Source organism: Kocuria oxytropis (genome assembly GCF_040981195.1).
In the GTDB taxonomy this organism is placed as follows: Bacteria; Actinomycetota; Actinomycetes; order Actinomycetales; family Micrococcaceae; genus Kocuria; species Kocuria oxytropis.
This window is the reverse complement of record NZ_JAVFXA010000004.1, coordinates 90,025-106,372: the sequence shown is the minus strand read 5'-3', so window position 1 is coordinate 106,372 and position 16,348 is coordinate 90,025. Positions and strand designations below refer to the sequence as shown.

The 16,348-nt window shown below is 72.5% G+C and carries 13 protein-coding genes; 10 read left to right on the top strand and 3 right to left on the bottom strand.

Features of this window, described 5'->3' with window-relative positions; genetic code table 11:
* Positions 1-67 precede the first annotated feature (67 nt).
* The 10 genes from uvrA (at position 68) to secG (ending at position 12,765) form a co-directional block, all read left to right on the top strand.
* The gene (gene uvrA, locus QYM41_RS05760) at positions 68-3,025 is read left to right on the top strand and encodes an excinuclease ABC subunit UvrA (protein WP_368798928.1); all 2,958 of its coding nucleotides are present in this window, start codon (positions 68-70) and stop codon (positions 3,023-3,025) included.
* Positions 3,022-3,717: an HAD family hydrolase gene (locus QYM41_RS05755; RefSeq protein WP_368798794.1), complete on the top strand. Its 696-nt coding sequence runs from the start codon at positions 3,022-3,024 to the stop codon at positions 3,715-3,717. The genes uvrA and QYM41_RS05755 overlap by 4 nt, the downstream gene beginning before the upstream one ends.
* Before the next feature lie 9 nt (positions 3,718-3,726).
* Positions 3,727-5,775 (top strand): excinuclease ABC subunit UvrC, encoded by a 2,049-nt coding sequence (gene uvrC, locus QYM41_RS05750; RefSeq protein ID WP_368798793.1) that lies wholly within the window; start codon positions 3,727-3,729, stop codon positions 5,773-5,775.
* A gap of 152 nt (positions 5,776-5,927) precedes the next feature.
* Positions 5,928-6,854 (top strand): RNase adapter RapZ, encoded by a 927-nt coding sequence (gene rapZ / locus QYM41_RS05745; RefSeq protein ID WP_368798792.1) that lies wholly within the window; start codon positions 5,928-5,930, stop codon positions 6,852-6,854.
* Between the two features lie 31 nt (positions 6,855-6,885).
* A complete protein-coding gene (locus tag QYM41_RS05740) occupies positions 6,886-7,962 on the top strand; it encodes a gluconeogenesis factor YvcK family protein (RefSeq protein WP_368798791.1) in 1,077 nt (358 codons plus the stop codon).
* Positions 7,963-8,011: 49 nt separating this feature from the next.
* Positions 8,012-8,992, top strand: coding sequence for a DNA-binding protein WhiA (gene whiA, locus QYM41_RS05735; RefSeq protein WP_368798790.1), 981 nt, complete (start codon positions 8,012-8,014; stop codon positions 8,990-8,992).
* A gap of 243 nt (positions 8,993-9,235) precedes the next feature.
* The gene (gene gap / locus QYM41_RS05730) at positions 9,236-10,240 is read left to right on the top strand and encodes a type I glyceraldehyde-3-phosphate dehydrogenase (protein ID WP_368798789.1); all 1,005 of its coding nucleotides are present in this window, start codon (positions 9,236-9,238) and stop codon (positions 10,238-10,240) included.
* A gap of 40 nt (positions 10,241-10,280) precedes the next feature.
* Positions 10,281-11,504, top strand: coding sequence for a phosphoglycerate kinase (locus QYM41_RS05725; protein ID WP_368798788.1), 1,224 nt, complete (start codon positions 10,281-10,283; stop codon positions 11,502-11,504).
* 121 nt (positions 11,505-11,625) lie between these two features.
* Positions 11,626-12,441, top strand: coding sequence for a triose-phosphate isomerase (tpiA, locus tag QYM41_RS05720; protein ID WP_368798787.1), 816 nt, complete (start codon positions 11,626-11,628; stop codon positions 12,439-12,441).
* A gap of 69 nt (positions 12,442-12,510) precedes the next feature.
* Positions 12,511-12,765, top strand: coding sequence for a preprotein translocase subunit SecG (gene secG / locus QYM41_RS05715; RefSeq protein WP_368798786.1), 255 nt, complete (start codon positions 12,511-12,513; stop codon positions 12,763-12,765).
* A gap of 145 nt (positions 12,766-12,910) precedes the next feature.
* Here the strand turns inward: secG and pgl are convergent, their stop codons facing one another.
* The 3 genes from pgl to zwf are packed head-to-tail and all read right to left on the bottom strand — an operon-like array spanning position 12,911 to position 16,304.
* Positions 12,911-13,660 carry a 6-phosphogluconolactonase gene (gene pgl / locus QYM41_RS05710; protein ID WP_368798785.1) on the bottom strand — a complete coding sequence of 250 codons (750 nt, stop codon included), beginning with the start codon at positions 13,658-13,660 and terminating at the stop codon, positions 12,911-12,913.
* Positions 13,657-14,796, bottom strand: a complete 1,140-nt coding sequence (locus QYM41_RS05705) for a glucose-6-phosphate dehydrogenase assembly protein OpcA (protein ID WP_368798784.1) — start codon at positions 14,794-14,796, stop codon at positions 13,657-13,659. Before QYM41_RS05705 ends, pgl begins: the two co-directional genes overlap by 4 nt.
* Positions 14,793-16,304 (bottom strand): glucose-6-phosphate dehydrogenase, encoded by a 1,512-nt coding sequence (gene zwf / locus QYM41_RS05700; RefSeq protein ID WP_368798927.1) that lies wholly within the window; start codon positions 16,302-16,304, stop codon positions 14,793-14,795. Before zwf ends, QYM41_RS05705 begins: the two co-directional genes overlap by 4 nt.
* Positions 16,305-16,348 lie beyond the last annotated feature (44 nt).

Sequence of the window (16,348 nt, the reverse complement as noted above, 5' to 3'; positions counted from 1 at the left end):
CCCGATGTCCGGGGCCGGTACTACAGTGGAGGGCGTGTCTGAGCCGATCCCCACGTCCACCCTGGTCATGAACCCGTCGACCGAGCCCTCCGAAGCCCTCGACGGGCCCGTGACCACCGCCACCGCACGGCCCGCCGGCCGCTCCGACCTCACCGAGATCGTGGTGCAGGGCGCGCGCGAGCACAACCTCGACAACGTCTCGCTGACCGTGCCGCGCGACGCCATGGTCGTGTTCACCGGGCTGTCCGGCTCCGGGAAGTCGTCGCTGGCCTTCGACACGATCTTCGCCGAGGGCCAGCGCCGCTACGTCGAGTCCCTGTCCTCCTACGCCCGGATGTTCCTGGGCCGGGTGGACAAGCCGGACGTCGACTTCATCGAGGGCCTGTCCCCGGCGGTGTCCATCGACCAGAAGTCGACCTCGCGCAACCCGCGCTCCACCGTGGGCACGATCACCGAGATCTACGACTACATGCGCCTGCTGTGGGCGCGGATCGGCCACCCGCACTGCCCCGAGTGCGGCGAGGCGATCGAGAAGCAGACCCCGCAGCAGATAGTGGACCAGCTCCTCGAGATGCCGGACGGGACCCGCTTCCAGGTGCTCGCCCCCGTGGTGCGCGAGCGCAAGGGGGAGTTCGTGGACCTGTTCCAGGAGCTCTCCGCCAAGGGCTTCTCCCGCGCCACCGTGGACGGGGAGACGGTCCAGCTCTCGGACCCGCCCAAGCTCAAGAAGCAGTTCAAGCACACCATCGAGGTGGTGGTGGACCGGCTGGTCGTCAAGGAGGGCATCCGCCAGCGCCTGACCGACTCCGTGGAGACCGGGCTGGGCCTGGCCGAGGGCCGCGTCGTCGTGGAGCTCGTACCCCGCACGGACGAGGAGATCGCCCACCCGCTGGAGCTGCGCCGCCCGTTCTCCGAGAACCTCGCGTGCCCCAACGAGCACCCCCTGCAGGCCGACGAGATCGAGCCCCGCTCCTTCTCCTTCAACGCGCCGTTCGGCGCGTGCCCCGAGTGCGACGGCATCGGCTCCCGCCTCGAGGTCGACGAGGACCTCGTGGTCCCCAACCCCGACCTCTCCCTCGTGGAGGGCGCGATCGCCCCGTGGTCCCTCGGCAAGGCCACCAGCGAGTACTGGAACCGCCTGCTCGCGGGACTGGGCCAGGAGCTCGGCTTCGACCTCGTCACCCCGTGGGGCAAGCTGCCCGCCAAGGCGCGCAAGGCGATCCTCGAGGGCAAGGACTACCAGGTCACCGTCGCCTACCGGAACCGGTTCGGCCGCGAGCGCCGCTACACCCAGGGCTTCGAGGGCGTGATCGGCTACATCAAGCGCAAGCACGCCGAGACGGAGTCGGACAACGCCAAGGACCGCTACGAGCAGTACATGCGCCAGGTGGCCTGCCCGGCCTGCGACGGCGCCCGGCTGAACCCGACCATGCTCGCCGTGACCGTGGGCGGGCGGAACATCGCCGAGACCACGCGCATGCCCATGCGCGAGGCCCACGCGTTCTTCCGCGACCTCGAGCTCAGCACCCGCGAGACGAGGATCGGCGAGCAGGTGCTCAAGGAGATCCAGTCCCGCCTGACCTTCCTCGTGGACGTGGGCCTGGACTACCTCAACCTCGAGCGCGCCGCCGCGACGCTCTCCGGCGGCGAGGCCCAGCGCATCCGCCTGGCCACCCAGATCGGGGCCGGGCTCGTGGGCGTGCTCTACGTCCTGGACGAGCCCTCCATCGGGCTGCACCAGCGGGACAACCGCCGGCTCATCGAGACGCTCACCAAGCTGCGGGACATGGGCAACACCCTGATCGTGGTCGAGCACGACGAGGACACCATCCGCGAGGCCGACTGGATCGTGGACGTCGGCCCGGGCGCCGGCGAGCGCGGCGGGCGCGTGGTGCACTCCGGGACCTACGCGGAGCTGCTCGCCAACGAGGGCTCCATCACCGCGGACTACCTCTCCGGGCGCCGGGCCATCCGGGTGCCCGAGCAGCGGCGGTCGATCGACCGCAAGCGGATGCTCAAGGTCGTCGGCGCGCGGGAGAACAACCTGCGCGGCATCGACGTGTCCTTCCCGCTGGGCGTGCTGACCGCCGTCACGGGGGTCTCCGGGTCCGGGAAGTCCACGCTGGTCAACGACATCCTCTACACGGCGCTGGCCAACAAGCTCAACGGGGCCAAGCAGGTCCCCGGCCGGCACAAGCGGATCGACGGCGTGGACCTGCTGGACAAGGTGGTGCACGTGGACCAGAGCCCGATCGGGCGGACCCCGCGCTCCAACCCCGCCACGTACACGGGCGTGTTCGACCACATCCGCAAGCTCTTCGCCGAGACCCCCGAGGCCAAGGTCCGCGGCTACCAGGCCGGCCGGTTCTCCTTCAACGTCAAGGGCGGGCGCTGCGAGGCCTGCTCGGGCGACGGCACGATCAAGATCGAGATGAACTTCCTGCCGGACGTCTACGTCCCGTGCGAGGTGTGCAAGGGCGCGCGGTACAACCGGGAGACCCTCGAGGTGCACTACAAGGGCAAGACCATCGCCGAGGTCCTGGAGATGCCCATCGAGGAGGCCGCCGAGTTCTTCAAGGCCTTCGGGCCCATCGCCCGGCACCTGAACACCCTGGTGGACGTCGGCCTGGGCTACGTGCGGCTGGGACAGCCCGCCACGACCCTGTCCGGCGGCGAGGCCCAGCGCGTGAAGCTGGGCGCGGAGCTGCAGAAGCGCTCCAACGGCCGCTCCATCTACGTGCTGGACGAGCCCACCACCGGCCTGCACTTCGAGGACATCCGCAAGCTGCTGCTCGTGCTGCAGGGGCTCGTGGACAAGGGCAACACCGTGATGACGATCGAGCACAACCTGGACGTCATCAAGTCCGCGGACTGGATCGTGGACCTCGGCCCGGACGGCGGCTCCGGCGGCGGGCAGGTCGTGGCCGAGGGGACACCGGAGCAGGTGGCGCGGAACACGGACAGCCACACCGGCCGGTTCCTCGCCGAGGTGCTCGGCGAGCGTCCCGCGGGGGCCGCCCGATGACCGCCCCCGTGGTGCTCTGGGACCTCGACGGCACGCTGCTCGATCCCGCCGGGGCGATCACCGGCGGCATCGCCCGGGCCCTGGCCGAGCACGGCCACGCCGTGCCCGAGGACCTGCGCCGGTTCGTGGGCCCGCCCGTGGGGTTCTCGCTGCGGACCTTCACCGACGTCCCGGAGGACGAGATCCCCGCGGTGGTGGCCACCTACCGGGCCCGCTACCGCACCGAGGGGCTCGCGCAGACCCGTGTCTACCCCGGCGTGGAGGAGCTCCTGGAGCGCCTGCACGGCGCGGGGGTGCGGATGGCGGTGGCCACGCAGAAGCCCGAGCCCACGGCGGAGCTCGCCGTCGAGCGCTTCGGGCTGGCCCGCTGGTTCGAGACCGTCTCCGGCGCCGCCGACGACGCCGCGGCCGCCCCGCGCGCCGGCCAGGCCCACGACAAGCCGGCGATCATCGGCGCGGCCCTGCGCCGGCTCGGCGTGGACGCCCCGGACCCGGCGCGCACCGTGATGATCGGGGACCGCCGCTACGACGCCGAGGGCGCGGCCGCCCACGGCATCGACTGCCTGGGCGTCGCGTGGGGCTTCGCCGACGAGGACGAGCTGGGCACCGGCTTCGCCGCCGTGGCCCGGGACGCCGCCGAGCTCGGGGAGCTGCTGGCCCGGTACACCTCCCCGGCCCCGACCGGCCGCTGAGGGCGGACTGTGGCCGATCCGGAGAGCTACCGCCCCGCCCGCCAGGACATCCCGACCGACCCGGGGGTCTACCGCTTCCGCGACGAGTACGGGCGCGTCATCTACGTGGGCAAGGCCAAGAACCTGCGCAACCGGCTGAGCTCCTACTTCGCGCCCCCGCACGCCCTCAGCCCCAAGACCCGGGCCATGGTCACCACCGCGGCCGGCGTCGAGTGGACCGTGGTGGGCAGCGAGCTGGAGTCCCTGCAGCTCGAGTACACGTGGATCAAGGAGTTCACGCCCCGGTTCAACATCGCCTACCGGGACGACAAGTCCTATCCCTACCTCGCTGTGACCCTGGCCGAGAGGGTGCCCCGGGCCCAGGTGGTACGGGGGGAGAAGAAGAAGGGCAACCGCTACTTCGGCCCCTACTCGCAGGCCTGGGCGATCCGCGAGACCCTCGACGCCCTGCTGCGCGTCTTCCCGATCCGCACCTGCTCCCAGGGCGTCTACCGGCGCGCCGAGCAGTCCGGGCGGCCCTGCCTGCTCGGCTACATCGACAAGTGCTCCGCCCCCTGCGTGGGGCGGATCTCCGCGGAGGACCACTACGCCCTCGCGGAGGACCTGTGCCGGTTCATGGCCGGGCACGCGACCCCCTTCATCAAGGAGCTGCAGCGGCAGATGCAGGAGGCCGCCGAGGCCATGGACTTCGAGACCGCCGCCGCGCGCCGGGACGACATCGCCGCCCTCGAGAAGGCCTTCGAGCGCAACGCCGTGGTGCTCTCCGACAGCACCGACGCGGACTTCTTCGCGCTCGCCGAGGACGAGCTCGAGGCCGCCGTCCAGGTCTTCCACGTCCGGGGCGGGCGCATCCGCGGCCAGCGCGGCTGGGTCACGGAGAAGGTCGAGGAGGCCGACGGCGGACGGCTGCTCGAGCAGCTGCTCGAGCAGGTCTACGGCGAGACCGCCACGGACGCCGCCGAGAGCGCCGAGGCCGCCGCGCCCACGGTCCCCGGCGGGTCCAAGCACCGGCCCTCCGCCGAGCTCGCCTACCGGGAGGACGCCATTCCCCGCACCGTCCTGCTCTCCGAGCCCGCCGACAGCACCGACCGGCTCGAGGAGTGGCTCTCGGGCCTGCGCGGATCGCGGGTCTCGATCGCCGTCCCGCAGCGCGGGGAGAAGGCGCACCTGATGGAGACGGTGCAGGAGAACGCCCGACAGGCCCTCAAGCTGCACAAGTCCCGGCGGGCGGGCGACATCACCACCCGCTCCGCGTCCCTCCAAGAGCTGCAGGAGGCCCTCGACATCCCGGTGCCGCTGATGCGCATCGAGTGCTACGACATCTCGCACGTGCAGGGGACCAACGTGGTCGCCTCCATGGTGGTCTTCGAGGACGGGCTGCCCCGCAAGGCCGACTACCGGAAGTTCTCGGTCACCGGCGAGGCCGCACGGGACGACACCGCGTCCATGTACGACGTCATCTCCCGGCGCTTCCGCCGCCACCTCGAGGAGCAGGCCGAGCGGCAGGCCGCCGGGCCGCGCACCGGGCAGGTGGAGGCCGGGACCGAGGCCCCGGAGCGGGCGCGGTTCGCCTATCCGCCCAGCCTCGTGGTCGTCGACGGCGGACCGCCCCAGGTCGCCGCGGCCGCCCGCGCCCTGCACGACCTCGGGATCGAGGACGTGCACGTGGTCGGCCTGGCCAAGCGCCTCGAGGAGGTGTGGGTGCCGGACGACGAGTTCCCCGTCATCCTGCCGCGCGCGAGCCAGGGTCTCTACCTGCTCCAGCGGATCCGCGACGAGGCCCACCGCTTCGCCATCACCTTCCACCGCAAGAAGCGCTCCTCCGCCATGACGGTCTCCGTGCTCGACGAGCTGCCCGGGGTCGGGCCGGCCAAGCAGAAGGCGCTGCTGAAGCACTTCGGCTCCGTCAAGAAGCTGCGGGCCGCCCGCGTGGAGGACATCGAGCAGGTGCCCGGCTTCGGCCGGACCCTGGCCGAGAAGGTCGCCGCCGCCCTGCAGGCCGCCGGGGACGCCGCGGCCCCCGCGGTCAACATGACCACCGGCGAGGTGCTCCCGTGAGCGAGGTCGCGGCGGCGCCCGCCCGACTTGGCTAGGCTGGGGCGGGACCGCCGCGAGGACCCGGCCGGCACCGGGGCACCGGGGCCGGCGGACGTGGAGCACCGGGCACGGACCACCAGGCACAGGGCAGGACGACGGGAGACGGAGCGCACATGAGCGAGCACACCGCCGGAACGGACCTCGGGACGGCCGACGGCACGGACCACGCGAAGCCGACGAGCTCGGAGCTGCTCGTGGTCACGGGCATGTCCGGGGCCGGGCGCAGCACGGCCGCCAACGCCCTGGAGGACCTCGGCTGGTACGTGGTCGACAACCTCCCGCCGCAGATGCTGCACACCCTGGCCGACCTCGTCTCCCGCACCCCGCAGGCGCTGCCCAAGCTGGCGGTGGTCATCGACGTGCGCGGCAAGGCCCTGTTCAACGACATGAAGGAGACCCTGGCCGCCCTCGAGGCGTCCGACGTCGACTTCTCGGTGCTCTTCCTCGACGCGGCCGACGACGTCCTGGTCTCGCGCTACGAGCACCAGCGCCGCCCGCACCCGCTGCAGGCCGGCGGCCGGATCCTCGACGGCATCCGCGCCGAGCGCGCCCTGCTGACGGACCTGCGGGAGTCCGCCGACGTGGTCCTGGACACCTCCGGCTTCAACGTGCACGCGCTCTCCCGGGCCGTGGCCGACCTGTTCTCCACCAACGGGCCGGTGGTGCTGCGCCTGACCGTGCTCAGCTTCGGCTTCAAGTACGGGGTCCCCGCGGACGCCAACTACGTGGCCGACGTCCGCTTCATCCCCAACCCGCACTGGGTCCCGTCCCTGCGCCCCCGCACCGGCAAGGACGACGAGGTGCGGGACTACGTCTTCCAGGACGAGGGCCCCCAGCAGTTCGTGGACCGGTTCGTCGCCATGCTCGAACCCGTCTTCGCGGGATACCGTACGGAGAACAAGCACTACGCCACCATCGCGATCGGCTGCACGGGCGGGAAGCACCGCTCCGTGGCCGTGAGCGAGGAGGTGGCCCGCAGGCTCGCCAAGCTGCCGCTCGTGACCGTCAGCATCCAGCACCGGGACATGGGCCGGGAGTGACCGGCTCGCCCTCACCCGCATTGGACCCCCGATGACCATCCCACCCACCGGCGCCTTCCCCCGGCTGCCCCTCAGCAGCGGCGCCGACGTCGACCCGCACCACTCCCCGGACCCCTCCGCCCGCCGGCCCGGGGACACCAGCCCGTCCGTCGTCGCCCTCGGCGGCGGGCACGGCCTCTCCGCGAACCTCGCCGCCCTGCGCCGGATCACCCCGGCGCTCACCGCGGTGGTGACGGTCGCCGACGACGGCGGCTCCTCCGGACGGCTGCGCGACGAGCTCGGCGTCCTGCCCCCGGGGGACCTGCGGATGGCCCTCGCCGCGCTGTGCGACGACTCCGAGTGGGGCCGGACCTGGCGCGACGTCATGCAGCACCGGTTCAGCTCCACGGCGGACCGGTCCACGACCCTCGACAACCACGCCCTCGGCAACCTGCTCATCGTCACGCTCTGGGAGCTGCTGGGGGACCCGGTCGCGGGTCTCGAGTGGGCCGGTGCCCTGCTCGGCGCCCGCGGCCGGGTGCTGCCGATGTCCACGGAGCCGCTGGTCATCGCCGGCGACGTCCCGGACAGCGCGTCCGCCGGCCGAGGCTGCGACGGCCAGGACCCCGGCGCGGTGCGCACCATCACGGGTCAGGCGGTGCTGGCCAAGCAGCCGGACGTGTGCAACGTCCGGCTCGTGCCCCCCGACGCCCCGGCGTGCCCCCAGGCGGTCGAGGCGGTCGGGCTCGCGGACTGGGTGGTCATGGGACCGGGGTCCTGGCACACCTCCGTGCTCCCGCACCTGCTGCTGCCCGAGCTGCGCGAGGCGATCTGCACCTCCCGGGCCCGCCGCTGCGTCACCCTGAACCTCTCGCCGGACACCGAGACGCGCGGGAAGACCGCCGCCGACCACCTGCGGGTGCTGCACGCCTACTGCCCCGAGCTGACCCTCGACGTGGTCCTCGCCGACCCCTCGGCCACCGAGGACGGCGCCGACCTCGAGGCCGTCGCCCGCGGCCTGGGCGCCGAGGTCTTCTACGCCGACGTTCGGGCCCACCCCGGCACCGCCGTGCACAACACGCTGCGGCTCGCGGCGGCCTACCAGGAGATCTTCGAGCGGCACCGCTGATCCCCGCCCCACACTCCACCCCCCCCGACATCCCCAGGAAAGGAACCGCGTGGCCCTGACGGCATCGGTCAAGGAAGAACTCTCCCGCCTCGAGATCAAGAGGTCCTCGGAACGGCGGGCGGAGCTCTCCGCCCTGCTGCGCTTCGCGGGCGGGCTCCACATCGTCTCCGGGCGCATCGTCGTGGAGGCGGAGGTGGACCTCGGCGCCACGGCGCGCCGGGTGCGCCGCGCCGTGCACGAGGTCTTCGGCCACGAGAGCGAGATCATGGTCGTCTCGGGCGGCGGGCTGCGGCGCGGCAGCTCCTACGTGGTGCGCGTCGTCGAGGACGGCGAGGCCCTCGCCCGGCGCACGGGCCTGCTCGACTCCCGCGGGCGGCCCGTGCGCGGGCTGCCGCCCGCGGTGGTCAACGGGGCCGTGGCCGACGCCGAGGCGGTGCTGCGCGGGGCCTTCCTCGCCCACGGGTCCCTCACCGAGCCCGGCCGCTCCGCGGCCATGGAGTTCACCTGCCCCGGCCCCGAGGCCGCGCTCGCGCTCGTGGGCGCGGCCCGGCGCCTCGGCGTGCTCGCCAAGGCCCGCGAGGTGCGGGGCGTGGACCGCGTGGTGGTGCGGGACGGGGACGCGATCGCCGCGCTGCTGACCCGGATGGGCGCGCACCAGACGCTGCTGCAGTGGGAGGACCGGCGGATGCGCAAGGAGGTGCGCGCCACGGCCAACCGCCTCGCGAACTTCGACGACGCCAACCTCCGCCGCTCCGCGCAGGCCGCCGTGGCCGCCGGGGCCCGGGTGGAGCGGGCCCTGGAGATCCTCGGCGACGAGGTGCCGGAGCACCTGCGGCAGGCCGGGGAGCTGCGCCTGTCCAACAAGCAGGCCAGCCTCGACGAGCTCGGCCGGCTCGCGGACCCCCCGCTCACCAAGGACGCCGTGGCGGGCCGGATCCGCCGGCTGCTGGCCATGGCGGACCGCCGGGCGGAGGAGCTGAACCTGCCCGGCACCGACGCCGGGGTCGCCGCGGACGCCCTGCCGTCCTGAGCCGGCCCGGCGCCGGGTCGCGGCGCCGGGGACCGGGACCACGGCGTCAGGATCTCTGCTTCGTGAGCACGGCTCCGTGGCGTTGTCTGTCGTTGCGAGGGTCTGCGCTCCCGGATGTTGGTTTGTGTGGGTTTGGGGATGAATGCGGGGTGAATCTTTCACGACCCCAAGACATCCCAGGGATAACCACGTAGAATGGGGGCGGTTCCACGATCCAGACCCCGACCTACACAGGAGAACCCAGTGACCATTCGAGTGGGCATCAACGGCTTCGGACGCATCGGACGCAACTTCCTCCGCGCGGCGCGCGAGCAGGGCCAGAACATCGAGGTCGTGGCCGTGAACGACCTCACGGACCCGGAGACCCTGGTCCACCTCTTCAAGTACGACTCCATCATGGGCCGGTTCCCCGGCGAGGTGACCCTCGACGGCGACACCATGAGCGTGGACGGCCGTGCGGTGAAGTTCCTCGCCGAGCCGGACCCCTCCAAGCTGCCCTGGGGCGAGCTCGGCGTGGACGTCGTCGTCGAGTCGACCGGCCGCTTCACCAACGGCACCAAGGCCAAGGCCCACCTGGACGGCGGCGCCAAGAAGGTCGTCCTCTCCGCCCCCGGCAAGGAGATCGACGGCACCTTCGTGCCCGGTGTCAACCTCGACAGCTACGACGGCGCCTCGATGAACATCGTCTCGGCGGCCTCCTGCACCACCAACTGCCTCGCCCCCATGGCGAAGGTCCTCAACGACGCGTTCGGGATCGAGCGCGGCCTGATGACCACCATCCACGCGTACACCGCGGACCAGAACCTGCAGGACGGACCGCACAGCGACCTGCGCCGTGCCCGCGCCGCCGCCCTCAACATGGTGCCGACCACCACCGGCGCGGCCGCCGCCGTGGGCCTCGTGCTGCCCGAGCTCAAGGGCAAGCTGGACGGCTTCGCGGTGCGCGTGCCCGTGCCCACCGGCTCGGTCGTGGACCTGACCTTCGACGCCCAGAAGGAGGTCACCGTCGAGTCGGTCAACGCCGCCATGAAGGAGGCCGCCGAGGGCGCCATGAAGGGCATCGTCAAGTACACCGAGGACCCCATCGTCTCCTCCGACATCCAGGGCGACAGCATCTCCACGATCTTCGACGCCCCGCTGACGAAGGTCATCGGCAACCAGGTCAAGGTCATCGCCTGGTACGACAACGAGTGGGGCTACACCTCCCGCCTCGTCAACGTCGTCTCCCACGTCGGCGCGCAGCTCTGAGCCCGTCGCCGCGCGACGCCGCCGGGGTAGGGTGAGTGGCATGGCTCATGCACTTGACGAACTGATCGCCGACGGCGTCGCCGGGCGCCGCGTCCTGGTCCGCTCCGACCTCAACGTCCCCCTGGACGGCTCCACCGTGACCGACGACGGGCGCGTCCGCGCGTCCCTGCCGGTGCTGAAGAAGCTGGCCGACGCCGGGGCCCGCGTCATCGTGATGGCGCACCTCGGCCGGCCCAAGGGACAGGTCGACCCCCAGTACTCGATCGCCCCCGCCGCGCGGAGGCTGGCCGAGCTGGCCGACTTCCCCGTGCTGATCGCCTCCGACGTGGTCGGGGAGGACGCCCGGGCGAAGGCCGAGGCCCTGGCCGACGGCGAGGTGCTCGTGATCGAGAACGTGCGCTTCGACCCCCGCGAGACCTCGAAGGACGACGCCGAGCGCGGCGCCTTCGCGGACGAGCTGGCCGCCCTGACGGGCGCGGACGGGGCCTACGTGGACGACGCCTTCGGCGCGGTGCACCGCAAGCACGCCTCCGTGTTCGACATCGCCCACCGGCTCCCGGCCTACCTGGGTGACCTCGTCAAGCGCGAGCTGGACGTGCTCACCACGGTGGTCTCCGCCCCCGAGCGGCCCTTCGTGGTGGTCATGGGCGGGTCCAAGGTCTCGGACAAGCTCGCGGTGATCGAGAACCTCATCGGCAAGGCCGACTCGCTTCTCATCGGCGGCGGCATGGTCTTCACGTTCCTCGCCGCCCAGGGTCACTCCGTGGGCGGGTCGCTGCTGGAGGAGGACCAGATCGGGACCGTCAAGGACTACCTCGAGAAGGCCTCCGCGGCCGGCACCGAGATCGTCCTGCCCGTGGACATCGTGTACGCGGAGAAGTTCGCCGCGGACGCCGCCCACGAGGTGCGCCCGGTCGACGCCATCGAGGACGGCGAGATCGGCTCCTCCGGTCTCGGCCTGGACATCGGGCCCGAGTCGGCGAAGCTGTTCGCCGAGCGGATCCGCGGTGCCAGGACGGTGTTCTGGAACGGCCCCGCGGGCGTGTTCGAGATGGAGGCCTTCGCCGGGGGCACGCGGGCGGTGGCCGAGGCCATCGTCGCCTCGGACGCGATGAGCGTCATCGGCGGCGGCGACTCCGCCTCGGCCGTGCGCAACCTCGGGTTCTCCGACGACCAGTTCGGGCACATCTCCACCGGCGGCGGCGCCTCCCTCGAGTTCATCGAGGGCAAGGAGCTGCCCGGGGTCGTGGCCCTGGGCGCCTGACCCGCCGTCCGCACCACCGGTCCGGGTGCCCCGGGGCCACGCCCCGGGGCACCCGGACCCCCAGCGCACCACTGCCGACACGCACCACGAGCGGCGTACCCGCCGCGGACAGGAGTCCCCGATGACCTCGCAGACCAACGGTCAGTTCGACCGCACGCCGCTGATCGCCGGCAACTGGAAGATGAACATGGACCACGCCCAGGCCATCACGCTGCTGCAGAAGCTCGCGTGGACCCTGGACGACGCCAAGCACGACTACACCCGCGCCGAGGTGGCCGTCTTCCCGCCGTTCACCGACCTCCGCTCCGTCCAGAGCCTCGTGGACGGCGACGACCTGCGCGTGGTCTACGGCGCCCAGGACCTCTCCGACCAGGACTCCGGCGCCTACACCGGCGACATCTCGGGGCAGTTCCTGGCCAAGCTCGGCTGCACCTACGTGCTGATCGGCCACTCCGAGCGCCGCACCATCCACGGTGAGACGGACGAGCAGTGCAACGCGAAGATCGCCGCCGCCCACCGCCACGGCCTGGTCCCCGTGCTGTGCGTGGGGGAGGGCCTCGAGGTCCGCCAGGCCGGCGAGCACGTCGCCTTCACCCTCGAGCAGCTGCGGGGGTCCATCGCCGGTCTCGAGGCCGGGCGCGTCGCCGAGCTCGTGGTGGCCTACGAGCCCGTCTGGGCGATCGGCACCGGCGAGGTCGCCGGCCCGGAGGACGCCCAGGAGATGGCGGCCGCCATCCGCGCCGAGCTCGCCGAGCTCCACGACGCCGACACCGCGGCGAAGACCCGCATCCTCTACGGCGGCTCCGCCAAGGCCGCCAACGCGGGATCGATCCTCAAGGGCAAGGACGTGGACGGCGTGCTCGTCGGCGGCGCCAGCCTGGACGCCGAGGAGTTTGCTAGCATTGCCAGGTTCGAGCAGCACCTCGTGACCGACTGATCACGACCCCCTGACTCCCCGCGCCGTCCGGGCGCGGCTGCTCGACGGACACCCCGAGGGAAGGCCCCAGTGGAAATTCTGCAGAACGTGCTCCTGGCGATCATCGTGCTCACGAGCCTGCTGGCCGTCCTGCTCGTGCTCCTCAACAAGGGCAAGGGCGGAGGCCTCTCCGACATGTTCGGCGGCGGCATGACCCAGTCGCTGAACACCTCCGGCGTGGCGCAGAAGAACCTGGTCCGCCTCACCACCGGCACCGCTGTGGTGTGGGCCCTGTCCGTCGCGGCCTACGCGCTGACCATGCGCTTCGCCGAGGTCGCGGTCTGATCCCACCGCCCCCGGTACCCACCGACCCCGGGTCCCCCGGCCCGCCGCGACGTCCCGCGGCCGGCCGGGGGACCCGGGGTCGTCCGTGTCCGCCCCCTCGAGGGGCGCGGACCGCGGGCCGCGCCCCTCGACGGGGCCCGGGCCGTCAGCCGGTCAGGCAGTCCTCCGTGACCAGCAGCAGCGTCTCCTCGGTGCCGTGCACCCCGGCACCGGGGGTCCGCTCGAGCGGGGCGCCCGCGCGCACGGCCGCGACCGCCGCCGCCTTGTCGGCCCCCGCCACGAGGAACCAGATCCGCTGCGCGCTGTTGATCATCGGCAGCGTCATGCTCACCCGCACCGGAGGGGGCTTGGGGGAGTCCTGCACCCCCAGCACCGTGGCCTCCTGCTCGTGCACGTGCGGGCGGCCCGGGAACAGGGACGCCACGTGCCCGTCCGGGCCCAGGCCCAGCAGGGACAGGTCGAAGCGCGGCACCGGCCCGGTGCCGTGCTGCGCCGCGGCCGCGGCCTCGAGCTCGCGGCGGTAGTCGTCGGCCGCGTCCTCGGCGGTGGCGAAGTCGTCGGCGCTGCCCATGCAGTGCACCCGGTCCGGGTTCAGCGCCAGCGCCCCGCCCACGGCCTCGGCGGCCTGGACGCAGTTGCGCTCGGGGCTGTCCGCGGCCACGAAGCGCTCGTCGGACCACCAGACGTCGACCCGGGACCAGTCGACCTCGTCCCGGCGGGCGGAGGCCGCCACGGCGGCGAGCACCGCGGTGCCCATGCTGCCGCCGGTGAGCACGAGTCCCGCCTCGCCGCGCTCCTCCTGCGCGGCCACGACCACGTCGAGGATCCGCTCCGCGGTGCCGGCGGCCAGCGAGGCCTTGTCGGGGTGCGGGACGGTCTCCGGCGCGGCGCTCATGCCTGCTCCTCCCCGGAGGACGGGACGGAGGCCGCCGCGCCGGCCGGGTCGGCGGCCGGGGCGGGGGACGGCTTCGCCGGCGCGTCGGCGACCGGTTCCGGGGCGTCGCCGGGCGGGGCGCCCGGCGGGAGCTCCGGGGCCGGGCGGCCGCCCCCGTGCGCGGCCAGGAAGCGCGCGGCGCCGGGGGTGAGCTCGCCGGTGGTGTCCACGATGCGCGCGACCCGCACGTCCCGCAGCCCGGTGGTGAGCACCTCGCCGTAGACCTCGTCCGGGTCCAGGCGGCGGAGCTCCTCGGCGATGCAGGCGCTGAGGTCCCGCACGGGCATCGCGATCTGCTGGTCGGGCTGGCCCGGCTGCCGCAGCATCGCCACGGACCGGCCCGGGCGCTCGAGCACGATCTCGCCGTCGTCCCGCACCAGGGTCACCTTGTCCAGGCGCCGGGTCCCCGGGTTGTTCACGAACGTGACCTCGGCGTCGAGCCGGGTGCCCAGCCACGTGCCCAGCAGCACCACGCTGGGGGAGCGGCCGCACCCCTCGACGACGACCTCCCGCACGGGCGCCGGCTCCGCCTGGTCGAGGACCGCGGCCAGCTGGATGCGCCAGTTGGTGACCCTCGTCCACGCGAGGTCGGTGTCGCCGGGGACGTAGCGGTCGCTGAGCTCCGCGAGCGTCTCGTAGGCGTCGTCGCTGCGCGCGGCGTCGGTGATCCGCCGGTGGGCGATCCGGGCGATCGAGGAGGTGTGCGGCGAGGGCGGCGGCACCTCGTGCGGCCACCACGCCACGATCGGCGCGTCCGGCAGCAGCAGCGCCGAGAACAGCGTCTCGGTGGGCGCGGCCAGCTCGCCGTAGCCGTGCAGCACGATGACCTCGGAGGCCCCCGCGTCACCGCCCATGCGCAGCTGGGCGTCGAGCCGGGTGCTCTCCGCCTGGGAGTGCGCCACGTGCACGAGGATCCGGCACGGGTGCTCGTGACTGGCGAAGTTCGCGGCCTCGAGCGCGGCCTCGGAGTGCCCGGCCTGCGCGAGGATCACCAGGGTCAGGACCCGGCCGAGCGTCACGACGCCGTGCTGGTCCCGCAGCTGGTTGAGCTTCTTGTCGATGGCCGAGGTGGTGGTGTTCTCCATCGAAACGATCACGGTCGCCTCCAGACGCGTCCGTCGCGGGCCAGCAGCTCGTCCGCGGCGGAGGGTCCCCAGGACCCCGGCGCGTACGGCTCCGGCATGATCTGCTGCTCCGCCCAGCACTCCTCGAAGGGGTCGAGGATCCGCCAGGACAGCTCGACCTCCTCGTGGTCCGGGAACAGCGGCGGTTCCCCGAGCAGCACGTCGAGGATGAGGCGCTCGTAGGCCTCGGGGCTGGACTCGGTGAACGAGTGGCCGTAGCCGAAGTCCATGGTCACGTCCCGGATCTCCGACTGCGTGCCGGGGACCTTGGAGCCCAGCCGGATCGTCACGCCCTCGTCGGGCTGGATCCGGATCACGATGACGTTCTGCCCCAGGTCCTCGTGGCCGTTGTCCCCGAAGAGCAGGTTGGGGGAGGTCTTGAACTGCACGGCGATCTCGGTGACCCTCCGGCCCAGGCGCTTGCCCGCCCGCAGGTAGAACGGCACGCCCGCCCACCGGCGGTTGTTGATGTCCACGCGCAGCGCGGCGTAGGTCTCGGTGCGGGAGTCGGCGGGGATGTCCTGCTCCTCGAGGAAGGACCGCACCCGTTCCCCGCCCTGCAGCCCGGATTCGTACTGGCCGAGCGCGGAGTGCGCCGCCAGGTCCTCGGGGACGACGACCGAGGCGAGCACCTTGGCCTTCTCGGCGCGCATGTGGTGGGCCTCGAAGGACAGCGGCTCCTCCATGGCGGTGAGGGCCAGCAGCTGCAGCAGGTGGTTCTGGATGACGTCGCGGGCCGCGCCCACGCCGTCGTAGTACCCGGCGCGGGAGCCGATGCCGATGTCCTCCGCCATGGTGATCTGCACGTGGTCCACGAACTGCGCGTTCCACAGCGGCTCGAACATCTGGTTCGCGAAGCGCAGCGCGAGAATGTTCTGGACCGTCTCCTTGCCCAGGTAGTGGTCGATGCGGAACACCGAGTCCGCCGGGAACACGCGCTCCACGATGGCGTTGAGCTCCGCGGCGGAGTCGAGGTCGTGGCCGAAGGGCTTCTCGATGACCACACGGCGCCACCCGGAGGCGTTCTCGTGCTGAGCGAGGCCGTGGTCGGCGAGCTGCTGGCAGACCGTCTCGAACGCCTTGGGCGGGATCGAGAGGTAGAACGCGTGGTTGCCGCGCGTCCCGGAGTTCACGTCGAGGTCCTTGAGGGTCGACTTGAGCGCCTCGTAGGCCTTGTCCTCGTCGAACTCCCCGCGCACGAACCGGACGCCGGAGGCGAACTGCCGCCACACGTCCTCCTGGAAGGGCGTGCGGGCGTGGGCCTCGACGGACTCGCGCACCACCTCGCGGAACTGCTCGTGCGACCAGTCGCGGCGGCCGAAGCCGACGAGCGCGAAGGACGGCGGGAGCAGCCCCCGGTTGACGAGGTCGTACATCGCCGGCAGCAGCTTCTTCTTCGCGAGGTCTCCCGTCACGCCGAAGAGCACGAGCGCCGACGGTGCGGCGACCCGGACGAGCCGCCGGTCCCTCGGGTCCCGCAGCGCATTGCGGGCATTGTTGTCTGGCAACAGAACTCCTTCACGTC

Coding starts and splice junctions, on each gene's coding strand:
- uvrA (WP_368798928.1), top strand. CDS start 68: ATGAACCCGTCGACCGAGCCCTCCGAAGCCCTCGACGGGCCCGTGACC.
- QYM41_RS05755 (WP_368798794.1), top strand. CDS start 3,022: ATGACCGCCCCCGTGGTGCTCTGGGACCTCGACGGCACGCTGCTCGAT.
- rapZ (WP_368798792.1), top strand. CDS start 5,928: ATGAGCGAGCACACCGCCGGAACGGACCTCGGGACGGCCGACGGCACG.
- QYM41_RS05740 (WP_368798791.1), top strand. CDS start 6,886: ATGACCATCCCACCCACCGGCGCCTTCCCCCGGCTGCCCCTCAGCAGC.
- QYM41_RS05725 (WP_368798788.1), top strand. CDS start 10,281: ATGGCTCATGCACTTGACGAACTGATCGCCGACGGCGTCGCCGGGCGC.
- tpiA (WP_368798787.1), top strand. CDS start 11,626: ATGACCTCGCAGACCAACGGTCAGTTCGACCGCACGCCGCTGATCGCC.
- pgl (WP_368798785.1), bottom strand. CDS start 13,660: ATGAGCGCCGCGCCGGAGACCGTCCCGCACCCCGACAAGGCCTCGCTG.